This window comes from Cupriavidus yeoncheonensis (genome assembly GCF_905397275.1).
GTDB lineage: Bacteria > Pseudomonadota > Gammaproteobacteria > Burkholderiales > Burkholderiaceae > Cupriavidus > Cupriavidus yeoncheonensis.
This window is the reverse complement of the sequence record NZ_CAJPUY010000025.1, coordinates 1-17,157: the sequence shown is the minus strand read 5'-3', so window position 1 is coordinate 17,157 and position 17,157 is coordinate 1. Positions and strand designations below refer to the sequence as shown.

The 17,157-nt window shown below is 63.7% G+C and carries 17 protein-coding genes; 7 read left to right on the top strand and 10 right to left on the bottom strand.

All coding sequences use genetic code 11. The features are described 5' to 3' along the window. Positions 1-7 precede the first annotated feature (7 nt). The 7 genes from KHO22_RS26950 to KHO22_RS26920 are packed head-to-tail and all read right to left on the bottom strand — an operon-like array spanning position 8 to position 6,647. On the bottom strand, positions 8-784 hold the full coding sequence (locus tag KHO22_RS26950; protein ID WP_211950236.1) for an ABC transporter ATP-binding protein: 777 nt from the start codon (positions 782-784) through the stop codon (positions 8-10). 26 nt (positions 785-810) lie between these two features. Next, positions 811-1,500 carry a DUF2848 domain-containing protein gene (locus tag KHO22_RS26945; protein WP_211950235.1) on the bottom strand — a complete coding sequence of 230 codons (690 nt, stop codon included), beginning with the start codon at positions 1,498-1,500 and terminating at the stop codon, positions 811-813. A gap of 42 nt (positions 1,501-1,542) precedes the next feature. Then, positions 1,543-2,778 (bottom strand): ABC transporter substrate-binding protein, encoded by a 1,236-nt coding sequence (locus KHO22_RS26940; RefSeq protein WP_211950234.1) that lies wholly within the window; start codon positions 2,776-2,778, stop codon positions 1,543-1,545. Positions 2,779-2,825: 47 nt separating this feature from the next. Beyond that, complete coding sequence (locus KHO22_RS26935) at positions 2,826-4,163, bottom strand: amidase (protein ID WP_211950233.1); 1,338 nt, start codon at positions 4,161-4,163, stop codon at positions 2,826-2,828. A 2-nt stretch (positions 4,164-4,165) separates the two neighbouring features. Continuing rightward, on the bottom strand, positions 4,166-4,546 hold the full coding sequence (locus tag KHO22_RS26930; RefSeq protein ID WP_211950232.1) for a cupin domain-containing protein: 381 nt from the start codon (positions 4,544-4,546) through the stop codon (positions 4,166-4,168). A 50-nt stretch (positions 4,547-4,596) separates the two neighbouring features. After that, complete coding sequence (locus KHO22_RS26925) at positions 4,597-6,078, bottom strand: 4-hydroxyphenylacetate 3-hydroxylase family protein (protein ID WP_211950231.1); 1,482 nt, start codon at positions 6,076-6,078, stop codon at positions 4,597-4,599. A gap of 44 nt (positions 6,079-6,122) precedes the next feature. After that, entirely contained in the window at positions 6,123-6,647 is a 525-nt protein-coding gene (locus tag KHO22_RS26920; RefSeq protein ID WP_211950230.1) for a flavin reductase family protein, read from the bottom strand. A gap of 327 nt (positions 6,648-6,974) precedes the next feature. On the opposite strand from KHO22_RS26920, the gene KHO22_RS26915 reads away from it, so the two are divergent. After that, positions 6,975-8,198 carry an IscS subfamily cysteine desulfurase gene (locus tag KHO22_RS26915; RefSeq protein WP_211950229.1) on the top strand — a complete coding sequence of 408 codons (1,224 nt, stop codon included), beginning with the start codon at positions 6,975-6,977 and terminating at the stop codon, positions 8,196-8,198. A gap of 20 nt (positions 8,199-8,218) precedes the next feature. On the opposite strand, the gene KHO22_RS26910 is transcribed toward KHO22_RS26915, so the two are convergent. Then, complete coding sequence (locus KHO22_RS26910) at positions 8,219-8,761, bottom strand: MarR family winged helix-turn-helix transcriptional regulator (protein ID WP_211950228.1); 543 nt, start codon at positions 8,759-8,761, stop codon at positions 8,219-8,221. 115 nt (positions 8,762-8,876) lie between these two features. Between KHO22_RS26910 and KHO22_RS26905 the strand changes: the two genes are divergently transcribed. Further along, positions 8,877-9,497, top strand: a complete 621-nt coding sequence (locus tag KHO22_RS26905) for a hypothetical protein (RefSeq protein WP_211950227.1) — start codon at positions 8,877-8,879, stop codon at positions 9,495-9,497. Positions 9,498-9,906: 409 nt separating this feature from the next. Here KHO22_RS26905 and KHO22_RS26900 read toward each other — a convergent pair whose 3' ends face one another. Together KHO22_RS26900 and KHO22_RS26895 are read right to left on the bottom strand one after the other, a co-directional pair. Next, entirely contained in the window at positions 9,907-10,314 is a 408-nt protein-coding gene (locus KHO22_RS26900; protein WP_211950226.1) for a PPC domain-containing DNA-binding protein, read from the bottom strand. A gap of 416 nt (positions 10,315-10,730) precedes the next feature. After that, on the bottom strand, positions 10,731-11,648 hold the full coding sequence (locus KHO22_RS26895) for a LysR family transcriptional regulator (protein WP_211950225.1): 918 nt from the start codon (positions 11,646-11,648) through the stop codon (positions 10,731-10,733). A 113-nt stretch (positions 11,649-11,761) separates the two neighbouring features. Between KHO22_RS26895 and KHO22_RS26890 the strand changes: the two genes are divergently transcribed. The 5 genes from KHO22_RS26890 (at position 11,762) to KHO22_RS26870 (ending at position 16,517) form a co-directional block, all read left to right on the top strand. Next, positions 11,762-12,511 (top strand): SDR family oxidoreductase, encoded by a 750-nt coding sequence (locus KHO22_RS26890; protein ID WP_211950295.1) that lies wholly within the window; start codon positions 11,762-11,764, stop codon positions 12,509-12,511. A 52-nt stretch (positions 12,512-12,563) separates the two neighbouring features. Further along, positions 12,564-13,514, top strand: a complete 951-nt coding sequence (locus tag KHO22_RS26885; protein ID WP_211950224.1) for an alpha/beta fold hydrolase — start codon at positions 12,564-12,566, stop codon at positions 13,512-13,514. Between the two features lie 161 nt (positions 13,515-13,675). Further along, a complete protein-coding gene (locus KHO22_RS26880) occupies positions 13,676-14,095 on the top strand; it encodes a VOC family protein (protein WP_230427045.1) in 420 nt (139 codons plus the stop codon). A gap of 170 nt (positions 14,096-14,265) precedes the next feature. Beyond that, the gene (locus tag KHO22_RS26875; RefSeq protein ID WP_230427044.1) at positions 14,266-15,294 is read left to right on the top strand and encodes an alpha/beta fold hydrolase; all 1,029 of its coding nucleotides are present in this window, start codon (positions 14,266-14,268) and stop codon (positions 15,292-15,294) included. Positions 15,295-16,313: 1,019 nt separating this feature from the next. After that, positions 16,314-16,517 (top strand): hypothetical protein, encoded by a 204-nt coding sequence (locus tag KHO22_RS26870; protein ID WP_114131927.1) that lies wholly within the window; start codon positions 16,314-16,316, stop codon positions 16,515-16,517. Positions 16,518-17,157 lie beyond the last annotated feature (640 nt).

Here is a 17,157-nt window from a genome sequence, read left to right as displayed (position 1 = left end):
GGCCTCCTCAGTGCGCGCCCTGCAACTCGGCGTCGGCGGTGCCCATGTAGGCTTCCATCACGCGCGGGTCTTTCGACACCTCCGCATACGGCCCTTCGGCCAGGATGGCGCCACGCTGCAGCACGGTGATCTTGTCGGCGATCGACGACACCACGTTCATGTTGTGCTCCACCATCAAGATGGTGCGGCCCGCCGAGACCTTCCTGATCAGCTGCGTGACGCGGTCCACGTCCTCGTGGCCCATGCCCTGGGTGGGCTCGTCGAGCAGCATCAGCTCGGGTTCCATCGCGAGCGTGGTGGCGATCTCCAGCGCGCGCTTGCGCCCGTACGGCAGGTTCACCGTGACGGTCTGCGCGAACTCGGTCAGGCCGACCTGCTCGAGCAGCTCCATGGCGCGGTCGTTGAGCACGTCGAGCGAACGCTCGCTGCGCCAGAACTGATACGCGGTGCCCAGCTGGCGCTGCAGGCCGATGCGCACGTTCTCCATCACCGTCAGGTGCGGGAACACGGCCGATATCTGGAACGAACGGATCACGCCGCGGCGCGCGATCTGTGCCGGCTTCTCGCGCGTGATATCGACGCCGTTGAAGAGGATGGTGCCCTTGGTCGGCTCCAGGAATTTGGTGAGCAGGTTGAAGCAGGTGGTCTTGCCGGCGCCGTTGGGCCCGATCAGCGCATGGATCGAGCCGCGGCGCACGCGCAGGTTGACGTCGCTCACCGCCGTGAAGCCCCGGAAGGACTTCGCCAGGCTGCGGGTTTCGAGTATCAGATCTTCATGGGACATGACTGGATCTCCGGTGAGGTGGAGCTTCAGCCCTGGACCGGCAGCGAGACGACCTCATACCCGTGCCGCAGCGTGCGGCCCAGGACCGGGTCCTCCAGCTCGATCTCGAAGCGCTCGGCCGGCCGGATGCCACCGATCGCTGGCAGGGTGCCGCACAGCATGGCCGTGCCGTCGGCAAACTCGCCGCCGTGCTCGGCAAAGCGGGCGATGAGATCGGCCGGCGCGCGCATGGCCGACACCGGGCCTTCCTGGTACAGCACGCGATCGCCGTCGATGGTGGCGTACGAGCGCAGCACCAGCGCATCCCAGTGGCCCTCCACATCGGCCAGGCGCCACAGCGTCGCGGCGCATGGCTTTTCGCACATCTGCTTGGACACGGTGATGCCGTAGGTCTCCACCTCGCGGTCGGTGTGGTCGGAGGCAATGCCGACGAGCACCTCGTCGCCATCCTTCACCAGCAGGAACTCCGCCTCGCCGCTGCTGGCCTGGCCGCTGACCTGGATCTGCCCGGGCGCGCCGAGCCGTTCTGCCGCCACGCGATAGAAGACCGGTGTGTATGCGGGGCGCTTGACGCCCAGTTCCTCCAGCTCGCGGATGTGGGCCTGCATGGCGGCGACGTCGCGCCCGGTCCAGCCCGCGACCACGAGCTGGCGGATGGTAAAGGTGCGGCTTTCCCGGGCCTGGGTGCTGTCGATATCGAAGGTAAGCGTTTTCATGATGAGACGAAATCCTGTATTGGCGAAATGGATGCGCGGCGCTTACTTGCGCATGAGCGGACAGGTGCTCGCGCTGAGCGGGCGGAACGCCTCGCTCGCGGGAATCACGCTCCTGATCTTGTAGAAATCCCACGGACGCCTTGATTCGTCCGGGCGCTTGACCTCGACGAGGTACATGTCGTGGACCATCAGGCCATCGGCCCGGATGCGGCCGTCCTTCGCGAAGAAGTCATTGACGGGCGTTTCGCGCATCTTTGCCATGACGGCGTCGCTGTCGTCGGTCTGCGCGGACTGGATCGCCTTCAGGTAATGCAGGGTCGACGAATACACGCCGGCCTGGACCAGCGTGGGCATGCGCCTGGTCCGCTCATAGAAGCGCTGCGACCACGCCCGCGTGGCGTCGTCGCGGTCCCAGTAGAACGACGTGGTGAGCAGCATGCCCTGCGCGGCCTGGAGGCCAAGGCTGTGGATGTCGCTGATGAACAGGTGCAGCCCGGCCAGCTTCTGCTTGCCGCGGTTGACGCCGTTGCCAATGCCGAAATCCGCGGCCGTCTTGATCGCGTTCACCGCATCGGCGCCCGCGTTGGCAAGGCCGATCACCTTCGCGCCCGATGCCTGCGCCTGCAGCAGGTAGGACGACAGGTCCGCCGAATGGATCGGATGCTTCGCCTTGCCCGCCAGCTTGCCACCGGCACCCGCCAGCGCGTCCGTTGCGTCCTTCTCCAGTGACGCGCCCAGCGCGTAGTCGACGGTCAGGAAGTACCAGCTCTTGTCGCCCGACTTCGCCAGCGCCTTCACCGTATTGGCAGCGAAGGCATACGTGTCATACGAGTACTGGACCGTGTAGGGCGAGCAATCCTCATTGCTCAGGCGCGTGGTTCCCGCGCCGCTGGCAATGACGATCTTGTGCTTGAGCTTGCCAAGGTTCGACACGGCCAGCGCCACCGACGAAGGCAGCGCGTCCTGGATGACATCCACCTTCTGGTTGTCGAACCAGCCGCGCGCCAGCGTCGCGGCGACATCGGTCTTGTTCTGGTGATCAGCGCTGACGACCTGTACGGGTGCGCCAAGCACCTTGCCGCCAAAGTCCTCCACGGCCATCTGGGCGGCCACGACCGATCCCTTGCCGCCGATATCCGAGAAGATCGAGGACATGTCGGTGAGCACGCCGATCCTGACGACGCCGTCGCTGATCCGGGGTGCGTCCGCGGCCCCCGCAGGGGCGGCACATAGCATGGCTGCGGCCAGGGCGGCCGCGCCGATTCGCATTGCAGGCATGTTGTCTACTCCAGGTTGGATTCTCTTGGGGAATCTGATTTGCACGTCTATCGTTTCAAGGCGGCTTCCACGCCCATGCCGATGCCCAGCAGCCGCCGGTCGGCCCGGTGACGGCCGAACAGCATCAGCCCCACCGGCGCCTCGCCGCGCCGGTGGCACGGCACCGACAACGCACACAGGTCGAGCATGTTGGCGATGGCCGGGTTGCGCAGCAGCAGGCGGTTGACACGGAAGAAGGCCTCGTCATCGTCGAGGTCGGCAATGCGCGGCGCCACGATCGGCACGGTGGGCAGCACCACCGCATCGAACCCCGCAAGCTCGGCATCGGCTTGCCGGCACAATGCGGCGCGGCGCGCGAGCATGCGCACGTAGTCGGACGCACGCTGCGCATCGGCCAGGCGGATGCGCGACAGCACGCGCGGGTCGTACGCGTCCGCATGCGCCGTCAGCAGGTCCGCATGCCAGGCGCTTGCCTCGGCAGCCACCAGGCCGCCGCCTGCGCCGATCTCCGCGAGATGGTCCCAGCTGCCGAAATGCACATCCTGCAGCCGGGCCCCGGCGGCCGAGAGCTGGCGCAGCGCGCGGCTGAATGACCCGGCCACCTCGTCGCTGACGCCATCGAAGACCAGTCCGGAGGGCACGGCCAGGCGCAAGCCGGCAAGCGGCACCGGGGCCAGCGGGGTCGTGTCTTCGCCCGCCATCACTGCGTCGATATCGGCACAGCACGCGACCGTGTTGGCCAGGCACCCGACCGAGTCGTAGCTCGGCGACAGCGGCACCGCGCCGTCCAGCGGGATGCGGCTTGCCGTGGGCTTGAAGCCCGCAATGCCGCACAGCGCCGCCGGGATGCGGCATGAGCCGCCGGTATCCGAACCGATAGCGGCCAACGCCATGCCATCGGACACCGACACCGCGGCGCCCGAAGACGAGCCACCGGGAATACGCTCGCCGGCACGATCGAACGGATTGCGCGGCGTGCCGTAGTGCGGGTTGATGCCGACTCCCGAGTACGCGAACTCGGTCATATTGGTCCGCCCGACGAACACCGCGCCCGCCGTCCGCAGCCGGGCGATGGCCGTCGCGTCGGCGGCAGCCGGCTGCTCGGGCAGCATGCGCGCCCCGGCCCGCGTGACGTCGCCTTGCACATCAAAGAGATCCTTGATCGAGATCGGCACGCCGGCCAACGGGCCGGCAACGCCGTACTCGCGCATCAGGTCGCTGGCACGCGCCTGCTTGCATGCGGCCATGCTTACGCCGTGCGGAAAGACGCGCGCGCCCTCGCCCCCCGGATTGCAGATGCGCTCCACGCAGGACGCCAGCAGCGACGCGGCGCTCGCGCTGCCATCAGCCAGTTGCCGCAAGGCGGCTCGTACGGTGGCAGTCATGATCAGGCCGGATCGTAGTAGTGGATCTCGAGCAGCATGCAGCCGGCGTCGGACTTGAACGGGCCGTGGAACGCGCCGGGCGGGCGGCAGGCATAGGTGTTGGGCTCGAATGCTTCGCCGCCTTGCCCGTTCGCGTCGTTGCCCACGGTGAGGTCACCGCTGAGCAGATAGACCTCTTCCCAGTACTCGTGCACGAACGGCCTGGTGGTGAAGACACCGGGCCCGAAGCGCAGCAGGCGCGTGCGGCTGCCGCGGCGGCCCGGTTCATCGAGTTCGCCGGACAGGATCTTCTGCTGGATGCCAGCCGGATAGCCATGCGGCACCTCCCAGCCGGACTGCAGGTCAAGCGTATGGAATTCGTCGTGAAGCTTGTTGATCGCCATGATCATCTCCTGGTGTGGGGTGAGTCCGAAGCAACGGTGCGAGACGGGCCTCAGGCGGCACGTGCGCTTGCGCCCAGTTCGGCTTCGAGTGAATAGCTGCCGAGCATGTTGTCGACGAGGTGCGCGGCGCGCTTCCAGTCGTACGTGCGGTAGGCGTGGCCTTTCGTGACAAAGGAAGCGCCCGCATAGAACATCTCGTACTGGTTGTGGCGCGACGCGAACTCCGAACCGACCGCGTCCCACGCGAGCTTGAAGAACTTGACGCGCTCCTCCGGGCTGCAGGCCGGCGATTTCTGCGTCTTGGCGATGATCTCGGCCAGCACCGGGTTGGCGAAGTCCCGGATGCTGGAAGGCAGCATGATCATGCCGCCGCCGGCCAGCTCGCGCAGCGTGTTGAGGACCTTCGCGTAGAGCTGCTGCGTCAGCACCTGCGAGCCGTACAGCATGCTGCGGTCCGGCACGTAGTAGCCGTTGACCATCTGGCCCTTGGCTTCCATGCCGTAGACCCACGCCTCCACCATGCCTGCTTCGGCGGCGAGCTGGCCGAGCATCTCCTTCACCTGCGGGAAGTTGCTGGTACCGTTGACTTCGGTGATCTTGTGCGCGATGCCGACCAGGAAGCGCAGCTTGACCATCAGGCGCACCTGACACTGGTAGTTCTGGTAGCTGTGCGCCGGCGTGGCATGGAACTGGCGCGCGCACATGGCAACGTCGCCGGCAACGAAGACGCGGTCCCAGGGCACCTTCACGTCGTCGAAGTAGAGCACCGCATCGTTCTCGTCATAGCGGCTCGCGAGCGGGTTGTCGAACACCGACGTCGCGCTGGCCTCGTAGGACTTGCGCGACATGACCTTCAGGCCTTTAGTGTTCATCGGGATCGCGAACGACAGCGCGTACATCTCGTCGCCTTCGCGCAGCGGCTGGATGCAGCTGCAGAAGACTTCGTTGGCCATGATGCCGCTGGTGGCCAGCATCTTGGCGCCGCGCACGGTGATGCCTTCGGCGTCCTGGTCAACGATGCCCACTGCCAGGTATTTGTCTTCCTGCTCATGCGCCGACCTGGACTGGTTGGCCTGCGGGTTGACGATGACGTAGGTCAGGAACAGGTCGTTGTCACGCGCATAGCGGTAGTAGTCGCGCAGCGCACCGGCACGCTTCGGGTCGGCCTGCTCGAACACGTCGATGCCCATGAACATTCCCGAGATGCATGAGGCGACGTGGTCGGGCGAACGCCCCATGAAGCCGTAGTGCAGCTCCGTCCAGGCCTCCAGTGCGTCGCGGCGCTGCACCAGTTCGTCGTAGCTGGCCGGAAGTTGCCAGATCCGGCTGACGCGGTTGGCAGTGCCGTCCGGCTGGAACGTCATCTTTTCAAGGTTCTCGGGCCGGGCCTGGAAGTCGTAGAGGCTCGCGTAGCTGCCGATCGAATTGCGGAAGGCCGGGTGCGTGGTGACATCGGTCACGCGCTTGCCGTCCAGATAGACTTCGCGTCCATCGCGCAGCATGGCGATGTGCTGGGTGCCGGTCTTGACCATGTTTCTCTCCTGGGTGACTGCTGGATTGGGTGCTTGTGGTGGGCTCAGGCGGCGGCCGGGCTGGCGTCCAGCGCGCGGTACTTGCCGCCAAAGAAGATCAGGGGCCTGCCGTCCTGCCGGGACTGGTGGCGAACGACGCGCCCGATGAAGATCACGTGATCGCCGCCGTCATGCTGCGCATACGGCTCGCATTCGAAGGTGGCCAGCGCATCGGGCAGCAGCACGTGGCTCGCATCGTGCGAACCGGCGTCGATACCGTCCCACTTGCCCGAGTTCGCACGGGCAAAGCGGTTCGAAATATCCTGCTGGGCCTCGGCCAGCACATTCACCGCGTAGCGCGGTGTTGCGCACAGGTCGCCAAGGCTGTGGCAGCGTCGGTCCACCGAGAACAGGATCAGCGGCGGATCCAGCGATACCGAATTGAACGACGCCACCGTGATTCCGACCGGCGCGCCCTCCTCCCGCGGCGCGGTAATGACGGCGACACCCGTGGCGAACATGGCCAGCGTGCTGCGGAAATGACGTTGGGCGTCGAGTTCGATAGCGCCCACAACAGATGACTCAGACATCACGACTCCTACACATGTTGTCGACCTCGTCGATTTGCTTTTGTTTTTAGCTTTGTTTGTTAGCTATTATTCAATGCTAATAAATTTCGCTATTCAAGCTAGTGGAAACACCTAGGCGAACTTCGAAAGAGCCGTCCCGACACGATGGATGACGCCCCGAAACCCTTGCCGGACAAGGGTTTCCAATAGATCCAGGCCGACCGGTCCGGCTTGGCGGATTGGCGCCCCAAACCCGACAACAACCCTATCGGCGGCATGGAGCGGCAAGGAATCTGGCGGCCCCGGTGCTAGACTCGGCCCGCGTACCCCCACTCCAGAGCAGACATCATGCAATCCGAGCCCCGGACCTTTCCGATCTACATGGACTACAGTGCGACGACTCCGGTCGACGTCCGCGTCGTCGAGAAGATGGTTCCCTTCCTGCACCAGCACTTCGGCAACCCTGCCTCGCGCAGCCACGCATACGGCTGGCACGCGGAAGACGCCGTAGAGACCGCGCGTGCGCATGTGGCCGCGCTGCTGAATGCCGATCCGCGCGAGATCGTCTGGACCTCCGGGGCGACCGAAGGCAACAACCTCGCCATCAAGGGCGCGGCGAATTTCTGCCGCGGCAAGGGACGACACATCATCACCGTGAAGACCGAGCACAAGGCCGTGCTCGATACGTGCCGCGAGCTGGAACGGCAAGGGTTCGAGGTGACGTATCTCGATGTGCGCGAGGACGGCCTGATCGATCTCGACGCGCTGCGCCAGGCACTGCGGCCCGACACCATCCTGGTGTCGGTGATGATGGTCAACAACGAGATCGGCGTGATCCAGCCGGTGAAGGAGATCGGCGAGATCTGCCGCGCCGCGGGCGTCGTCTTCCACTGCGATGCGGTGCAGGCCGCCGGCAAGATTCCAATCGACCTTGAAGTGCTGAAGATCGACCTGCTCACCGTGACGGCGCACAAGGTCTACGGTCCGAAGGGCATTGGTGCGCTCTACGTGCGGCGCAAACCCCGGATCCGCCTTGAAGCACAGATCCATGGCGGCGGCCACGAATGCGGCATGCGCTCCGGCACGCTGCCCACGCACCAGATCGTCGGCATGGGCGAGGCCTTTCGCATCGCGCGGCTCGAACTGGACGAAGAAGCGCGCCGCGTCGGCGCGCTGCGCGACAGGCTGCTGGCGGGGCTGAGCGCGCTTGAAGAGGTCTACGTCAACGGCAGCATCGCGCAGCGCGTGCCGCACAACCTGAACGTCAGCTTCAACTTTGTCGAGGGCGAGTCCCTGATCATGGGGATCAAGGGCGTGGCGGTGTCGTCAGGTTCGGCCTGTACATCGGCTTCACTGGAGCCGTCGTTCGTGCTGCGCGCGCTCGGCCGCAGCGACGAACTCGCGCACAGCTCCATCCGCTTCACGCTGGGCCGCTATAGCACCGAGGCGGAAGTCGATGAGGTGATCGGCCAGGTGAACGCCACGGTCGGCCGGCTGCGCGAACTGAGTCCGCTTTGGGACATGCACAAGGAAGGCATCGATCTGCGCACGATCCAGTGGGCCGATCACTGATGGCGCGGGTCCCGCGACGGCTAGCCGGCCCGCCGCCTGGCGTCCAGGTGCTCGAGGTCCAGCGCGGCGCGGTCGCCGTTGGCGACAAGGCGATCGACAATGGAGCACAGCACCTTGAATTCCGTGCGCGTGACGCCGTCGAACAGCACGTCATTGATGCGCTGCTGCACCGGAAGCAGTTCGCCGAGCAGCCTGACGCCGGCCGGCGTGATCGTCAGCAGCATCTTGCGCCGGTCCTCGGGGTGCGCCTTCTTGTCGATCAGGCCGAGCGTCTTCAGCTTGCCGGTTTCGATCGTGATGAACGGCCCGCTCAGGTGCAGATGGTCGGCAAGCTGGTTGACGGTCACGTCGCCCTGCTGGGACAGGTGCGAAATCGACCGGATCAGGGAGTACTGCACCCCGGTCAGCCCGATCAGGCTGCCGAAGCCGTCCCGCACCGTCAGCAGCCGCGCGGCAAAGGGCAACAGCCCGTTCACGAGGTGGCGGAATTCGGTATCCGAGCCGTCTACCAGGCATGCCGGGTTGGTGATGGTCAGGGTCTTGCTGGACGCTTTCGACGCCACGGTATGCTCCACTTAGCTTTTTAAGCAAGCTTTGCATCAAATTGTAGCAAACGCTGCCGGAGGGGCTGGCGCTGCCAGATCCCCTCCGACGCGATTCCCTGAAACGGAGATCACTGTGACCGCTTTCCCTGCCGCTGCGGCGGAAGCCCTGCTGAACCAGTACATCGAGGCCAAGGACAACAACCGTCCTGCGATCATCGACGCGGCATTCGCGCAGGACGCCTGGCTGACGATCTCGCTCGACACCGATGCCATCAGCTTTCCGTCGAGGACGGAAGGCGCACCGGCCATCGCCCGCACCCTGGTATCGGATTTTGCCAGGACCTTCGATCGTTGCCGGACCTACTACGTCGGCGAGCGCCAGTCATGGCACGACGGCGCCATGACGCTTCCATGGCTCGTCGCCATGCGCGAGACCGCGGCCGGCAAGCTGCGCGTGGGCAGGGGCTACTACCGCCTTGGCTTCACAGCGGATGCCCCCACGCGAATCGCGAGCCTGCATATCCATATCGACCGCATGGACGTGATCGATGATCCCGGCGCGCTAGCGCTGGCAGCCCTGCACGATGCCCTGCCGTATCCGCGCCTGTCTGCCGCCGAGCTGGAAGCAGGCTTCGGGCGGGTCCTGTCGAAGCACCCCGCTCTCGATGGCCTCAGGGCATTCGCCGAACCGGCGCCAAATGGCGACACCACATCGCCCGGCAGGGGTGCTCCGGACGCCAGCACGCTGCACTGATCATGATGTTGTCCGACTGCGCGTACGCCGCAATGGCGGCGTGGCCCGGGCGGGCATAAGCGCCAACCGGTGCGGGGCCCAACTGCCAGAGACATTCGAGGGTTCCTTTTGTGGCTACCGGATCTAGAAGCTGACGGCAAGCCGCCACTAACATGTGATCGTGCATCGGCATCAGCTTATCGTTAGCGCTATCGGCGAGAGATATACAAATGGCAGCTTCCCGGGCAATCCAGCTCTTCGATCCGGAACGGCGAACGGCTCAGGAGGCTCGGCAGTGGCCGTACCGACGTACTTGGGTGCCGAACGGCAGTTCCTCCGCCGACTCGGCCCTTCGGCGCTGCGCAGTCGAATGGTTCAGAAGGGTCGAAAGGCCCCATTCGGATAAGCTGTCCGGCTGTATGCGTCGAAGCTACTCCAAGGGTGGTTCATTTCTTACCACCAGTTCCATGAACCCTGAGCTTATATCGTATTCCCGGGAGAAACTGTATTCGGGAAGAAGCGCCAGCAAGATCTCCGCGGTCGTACGGACCCTGCAACCGCGTGCTACATGACCACCAAACACTCGACCCTGCGGGTTGGCCACCGACATGTGCAGGTGCGCTCCATCAGATGATATGGATCCGGCGAGCGTCAAGATTTCCAGATTGTCACGCAGCTCAGTGGGATCCTCGTCCCCGGCAAATCGCAATTGGGCAACGCTGAGGCTCCCGATACCCTGAATAACGAAGGCCGCGCGTAGCTTGAATTGACACAGCACGTCTTCGAGTGCGACACGCAGATCGTCGCCAGGAGAGAGGCGCAAAGGATATGCTTGCATCGCAGGGCTCTAGGTGGGGCTCCGTGACAGGTTAAGGCGAATTGAGATCAACCGCAATTGAGCGCCAGTTCGTGCATAACAGGCGTCGTAGGGGCGACAATCGGGCAACGAGGGCGTGCGGCATCGGGCCGGGTCCGGCCATAGAGCGCCATTGGCTCGCGCGGTCGCGTCCTCGTTCGAATGTCGGCTTCCGTTTTGCCAACGGCAACCATCGCAGCGCTCCGTCGTCGTCTTGTGTCTCGGTCACGAAGTGTAACTGGGCGCGCGGCATGTCTGCCGCCAGCGCGGCGCCTGCACCAACGCCGCGGCCTGCGCAATGCACTGCGCTGCCGGCTTGCGCAGCGCCACAGCACGCTCTATGGGCACCTGGCGCCAGCCAGCGCGCACCTTTCGTGCCACGACCGTTCCATGATCCGCTAAGCATATGCGTCAACGCCCTCCACCAACCGCCTGGCCAGGCGGGGCTTGCGCAATTGTTCCAGCCACCACTGCAGTGCTCGCCCCTCGTGATCGCCGCGCCAGCCGACATACAACACGTTAGGCTCTCGCGGATCGGCGGTGCGCTTTTCCACCAGCTCGCCGCGCTCAAGCAGCGAGGCAACCCTGCGGCGTGGTAGCCAGCCAATACCCAAGCCATCGCGCTGGGCGAGAATCTTGGCGCGCATGCTTGGCACGGCCAGTGAACGCTGGCCGCCCACCATGCCGTACGCGCGGCCACCGGTCAGACGAGAGGAGTCCGCCACCACGACGGCACGGTTCCGGGCGATGTCCTCGCGACTGATCGGCACGCGGGTACCGGCCAGAGGGTGCCGAGGGGAGATCGCGAACACCCACTCGACTACGCCCAGTTCCAGCCAGCCCAGATTCGGGATGGCCGGCGGCTCATTGGTGGCACCGATCACCAGATCGGCACGGCCGTCCCGCAGTGCTTCCCATGTGCCGGCAAGCACCTCATGCGTCACACGCAGGGCCACACCAGATTCCAGTGCGTCAAACGCATGCATGACCGGCATCAGCGTTTCGAACTCCATCAGATCATCGGTGACGATCCACAGCCGGTCTTCCCACCCAGTCGCAACCTGTCGCACGCGCTGCGTCACACGTGATACGTCCTGCGCGAGCCGCGCGGCTTCCTCGGTGAGTACCTCACCGGCACGCGTCAGTTGCAGGCGGTAACCACGCCGGTCGAACAGGAGTGCGTCGAAGCGCTGCTCGAGCTGCCGCGCAGCGTGCGACACCGTAGACGGTGCCTTGCCCAGTCTGGCCGCAGCACGCGACAAGCTGCCGGCATCGCGGATGGCCTCGAGCAAGGCCAATTCATCTTCCGACAACATGTGCAACTCCATCGAACATGTTTGCCGAATCGATCGTATGGCAAACCACCAGTCGTTGTCCATACTGCATTCACACAATCGTTCAAGTTCATCTTTTCCGACTGGAGAACATCATGAATCGCTTCGAAGGCAAGACCGTTCTGGTTACTGGCGGCAACAGCGGAATCGGCCTCGCCGCCGCCCAGGCATTTGCCAAGGAAGGGGCCCGCGTGGTCATCACGGGCCGCGATGCTGGCGCACTGGAAACCGCGCGTGCCACGCTCGGTAATGAGGCGCTCGCCATCCGCAACGAGACTGGTACCGTTCAATCCGCGCGCGAACTTGCCCGGCAACTGACCGATGCCGGCATTCGCCTGGATGCCATATTCATCAACGCCGGCACCGCAAAGTTCGCCGCCGTGGCCGAGGTGGATGAGGCGCTTTGGGATGCCACCTTCAACGCCAACGTCAAGGGTGCGTACTTCCAGATTCAGGCGCTGCTGCCGCTGATGAATCCGGGCACCTCCGTCGTGCTGAACGGCTCGATCAACGCACACATCGGCATGCCGATGTCGTCGGTCTATGCCGCCAGCAAGGCCGCGCTGATCTCACTGGCCAAGACGCTGTCAGGGGAACTGATCAGCTCAGGCATCCGCGTGAACGTGGTGAGCCCCGGCCCGGTGACGACCCCGCTGTATGGCAAGCTGGGCCTCGACGCCGACACCCTGTCGGCTACCGCGGCGCAAATCCAGCGCCAGATCCCGCTGGGCCGCTTCGGCCAGCCGGCGGAGATCGCCTCGACGGTACTGCATCTGTCCGCACCGGAATCGGCCTTCATCGTCGGTACGGAAATCATCGCAGATGGCGGCATGAGCCAATTGTGATCAATCCCCTTGGCTGGGCCGTGGCGTAAGCGCAGCTCCACCGGAAGTCGTCATGAACATTCTTTCCCGTATCCTTCGACGCCTCGCGCCTCAATTGGGCGCTGTGCTGATCGGTGTAGTGGCCGTGCAGGCCCATGCCGTCCCCTCTGCCGTGCAGGCTCGCACGGTGAACGCCGCGGGCCTGCAGTTTCACACACTGCAAGCCGGAAGCGGTCCCGAAACTCCTGTCGTGCTGCTGCATGGCTACACGCAGACCAGCCACATGTGGTTGCCGTTGATTCCAAGGCTCGCTGACAACCGCGTGGTGATCGCTCCGGACTTGCCCGGAGCGGGTGCCTCCTCGATCCCGGCGTCGGGCTTCGACAAGAAGACGCTGGCTCAGGACATCCACGCAATGGTGCAGGCACTGGGCTACCGCAAGGTCAAGCTGGTCGGCCACGATATCGGCCTGATGGTGGCGTATGCGTACGCCGCGCAGTACCCGGATGAGGTCGAGAGCATCGTACTGATGGATGCGTTCCTGCCAGGCGTGGGCGATTGGCAGAAGGTGTGGCTCTCGCACGACCGCTGGCATTTCCATTTTTACGGCGAAACACCGCTCAAGCTGGTGCAAGGCCGCGAGCGCATCTATTTCGAGCATTTCTGGAACGACTTCGCTGCCGATAAGACCCATTCCGTGCCTGAGACGGATCGCCGCTTCTATGCCGCGGCCTATGGGAAGCCCGGCCGGATGGCTGCCGGCTTCGAGTACTTCCGTGCCTTCGCGAAGGATGCAGAGGACTTTTCGGCCTTTGCCAGGACGCCGCTGCCCATGCCAATGCTGGTGCTAACCGGCGAGAAGGCGTCCGGTACCTTCCTGATCGACCAGGCCAGGCTCGCCGCCAGCAATGTGAATGGCGTCGTGATCAAGGGTTCCGGCCACTGGATCATGGAGGAAGCACCGGAGCAGACCATGTCGGAGTTGATCCGCTTCCTCAATGCGCCAGCCCGGACGGCGGACTGAATCCGCACAGGGTTGATCTACATCTGCCCAACAACGGCGCCGTGAACTTAGCCATTCCGAGGTCACTGTGAGCCGGCCCGGAACGTAGCGCCCGGGCCGCCAACCGGCGCCAACCTCCATCACTTTCTTCATCGAGAAGGCTCATCATGCTTGAAAACAATATGCCTGCCGCGCCGACGCTGCGCCTGAATAACGTCGCATTGGCGGTCGCCGACCTGGAAGCCATGATCCATTGGTATCGGACCGCGCTTGGCCTGCAGGTCGAACAACGTGGCCATTTCGACCCAGTGGACGCGGACTTCGCCATGCTGACTGGCAACGGATTCCGGCTGGAACTGGTGTCGCGTGCGGGTGGCGAGCATCGCCCGGCCGACCGCTCCGCACCGCCGCAGCACCTGCATGTGCTTGGCTGGAAAGCGATTGTGCTGGAAACAGACGATCTGGCTGCAACTACCGTAGCACTGAAGGCCCAGGGCGTCGACATCGTCTGGTCCGAGCAGGCGCTGACGCCGACGCTGGCATCCACCATGATCCGCGATCCAGAGGGGAACCTCGTCAATATCTTCGGCAAGCTGGCTTAGCAACACTCCGGCGCTTCTATTAAGAGAGTACGGCCAGACCCCTCCATCTCGTAATATCGACCTTACGGAAAACATCATAGCCCCCCCTTGAAACATTCCTTCTTCGGTACTGACCAGCCATGATATCGAGAACCCACGTACACGCGATCGCATGTACTCTGATTTTGTCAGTGACCTTGTTGCTGACGGGCGCCATATTTTCTGCTTCCGCCGCGGAGCCCGCGCTAGACCGGCCGGCCACGGACGAAAGCCAGGCCTATGGCCCCGAGCTCGAGGGCTTCGACTATCCGTATCCAGTGCGCAGCTTCTCCTTTATGTCACAGCGCCAGGCTATGAAGATGGCTTACATGGATGTGCGCCCAAAGGAACCGAACGGCCGGGTAGCCGTTCTTCTGCATGGCAAGAACTTCTGCGCTGCGACATGGCATGAGACGATCGAAAGCCTCGCCGACGCTGGCTACCGTGTGATTGCGCCTGACCAGATTGGCTTCTGCAAGTCGACGAAACCACAACAGTATCAATATTCGTTTCAGCAACTCGCAGCCAATACGCACGCGCTGCTGGCCGCGCTGAATGTGTCGAAGGTCACGCTGATTGCCCATTCCACCGGCGGCATGATCGCCGCGCGCTATGCGCTCATGTATCCACAACAGACGGAGCAACTTGTCCTCGTCAATCCGATTGGCCTCGAAGACTGGAAGGTAAAGGGCGTGCCACCGATTTCAGTCGACCAGTGGTATGAGCGTGAGCTTCAGACCAGCGCTGACCGAATTCGCCGCTACGAACAAGCAACCTATTACGCCGGCCAATGGCAGACCAGCTATGAACGATGGGTGCAGATGCTGGCCGGCATGTACCGTGGGCCGGGCAAAGAGGCGGTAGCATGGAATTCGGCGCTGCTGTACGACATGATTTATACCCAGCCGGTCCTGTATGAGTTTGGCCGGATCTCCATGCCGACGTTGCTGTTAATAGGAGACAAGGACAATACCGCGATTGGCAAGGAATTTGCGAAAGCCGAAGACCGCGCGGCGCTTGGTAACTATCCCGAACTGGCGAGGCTCGCCGTCGAGCACATTCCGCATGCAACCCTGATCGAGTTCCCGGATCTCGGACACGCGCCGCAGATCCAGAATCCGCAAGTTTTCCATAAAGCCTTGCTCGATGGACTAGCCAAGCTTCGCATGGCACCGAAGTGATTGCGGCTGCCAACGCCGCCGGGTATGGGCTTGGCACCTTGTCGCATCTGGCGATGCGCAACCCGGCGTCCTGACAACGCATTGAGCAATACCTCGATAACCAATGCATCAAGACTGGCCCGAACGCCTCGTCCGAATGCATAGCCGGCTCCGATATACAAGGCCGGGGCACTCAGAACGTGTGCTTGATCCCAAGCAGAAAGCCGCTCTGCCCTTGCCCCGGCGCCGGCTCCGCACCCGTCGGCATGCTGCCGCTTACCGAAACCGCAGCAAGCGCTGACCGGCGCTTTCGCGCTATGCCAACGACGGGCGCCCGGAGCTTGACAACAACACCGCCGGACGTATGTTGCGCACTGTCGCTTCAACCCAGAAGCCTGACTGCGCCACGTGCTGGCGCGAATCGCCGATCACCCCATCAACCGGATCACCGAACTCCTGCCTCGGGTTGTCGCTTGTCGCTGCAGAACTGCAGCCGCCCAACGACACTGTTTCCGCCCAAGTACCAATGGACCCGTCGAATCGACGAGTCCGAATGACGGCATTCGGCGGACCGTTACTCATGCCCCCCTTCCCATTGTCAGGGAAGCGCTGAATGACCGCTGTACTTTGAAGCTGACGCCGGAGCGGTGCCGGGGCGAACGACGGCAGCGGGTCGAATACGGCCCGCTATCTATTGCAGCAACTCAGTTCCGCTCGTTCAAATCGTCGCAAGGCCAGGCAGGCGCCCGCTCAAGGCGAACAATGGTTGTGACAGGACACGTTGGATGTCCTGCTCGGGCTGTCGGTGGCGCCGCGACGGTCGGCCGCGCCCTGTCGGAAAAAATCCGCCAACTACGTGGGCTACGCCGGCTGTGATCGGTCGCGCAGACGGGCTTGAGACGGCCATTTCTCCTTGTTCTGTTGGGCCCGGCCGTGCGTCCCACGAATCGCTGCGAGCTTTGGCACGGCCTATGCTTTGATCAAAGCACGTGTTGCAACTCCCACTCGACACGAACTTTCACATTGCTCAGGAGCACGCCATGAACACACTCAAGATTACCGACCTTCCCATGGCCGACGAACTTGACCATCACGACATGGCCGCCGTGCATGGCGGCATGATGAAACTCCCGGGCGGGCACACTACCGGCAGCTTGCTGATGTCGCCCGATGGCGAGCCCGTTTCCGTCTATGTTGACGGCGTGCTGATCAACTCGGTCACGAACGGCTATGCGCCGCGCTAGCTGGGACGCTACTTCGCGCGTGCGACGGATAGTATTGTCAGGTTCTTCGTCTGTCCCGACCCAGGGCACCGGCGCGCGTTGACTATCTGGCCGGGCGCGAGCTGTCGTCCGGGGAACCCTGTCGAGGACGCGCTTAGCCAGATCCTAAAGCCAGGAGGCGGCCGAGCACTTCTATGGCTCCCCGGAGTCCGCACTCGCTACGGCACGGCGCAGAAGATCCGCCACTTCGAGACCGTCGCAACGACCGACAAAGCGAGCGGCAGTGCGGGTCGAATTGGCGATCGGCAGCGGGAAGAGGCGTAGGACTTCGGAAGTGGAGGAAGGCATGGCCGCTCACTGCGGTCGGTTTTTACCATCCAGACAAACAGAAACCTGGTGCACACCGCGACCCATTTCAATGAGGCGCCTGCATGTGCACAAACGGAAACTATCAGCGTTCCGTGCGACATTGGACGCCCCCGATCCGCGAGCCCGGAAAGCTGCTTCATTTTTCCGTCGGCGTTCCCCGAACACCTTCAAGAACACCTAAGGCAACGCTGAACAAGCCTCTGAATTGACGCTTGGCCGGTTGATCAAAGGGTATTTCGCTGGGGAAGCGACTGTTATTCGCGTCTTCCTGCCCTTGCGGGCTATAAAAGCG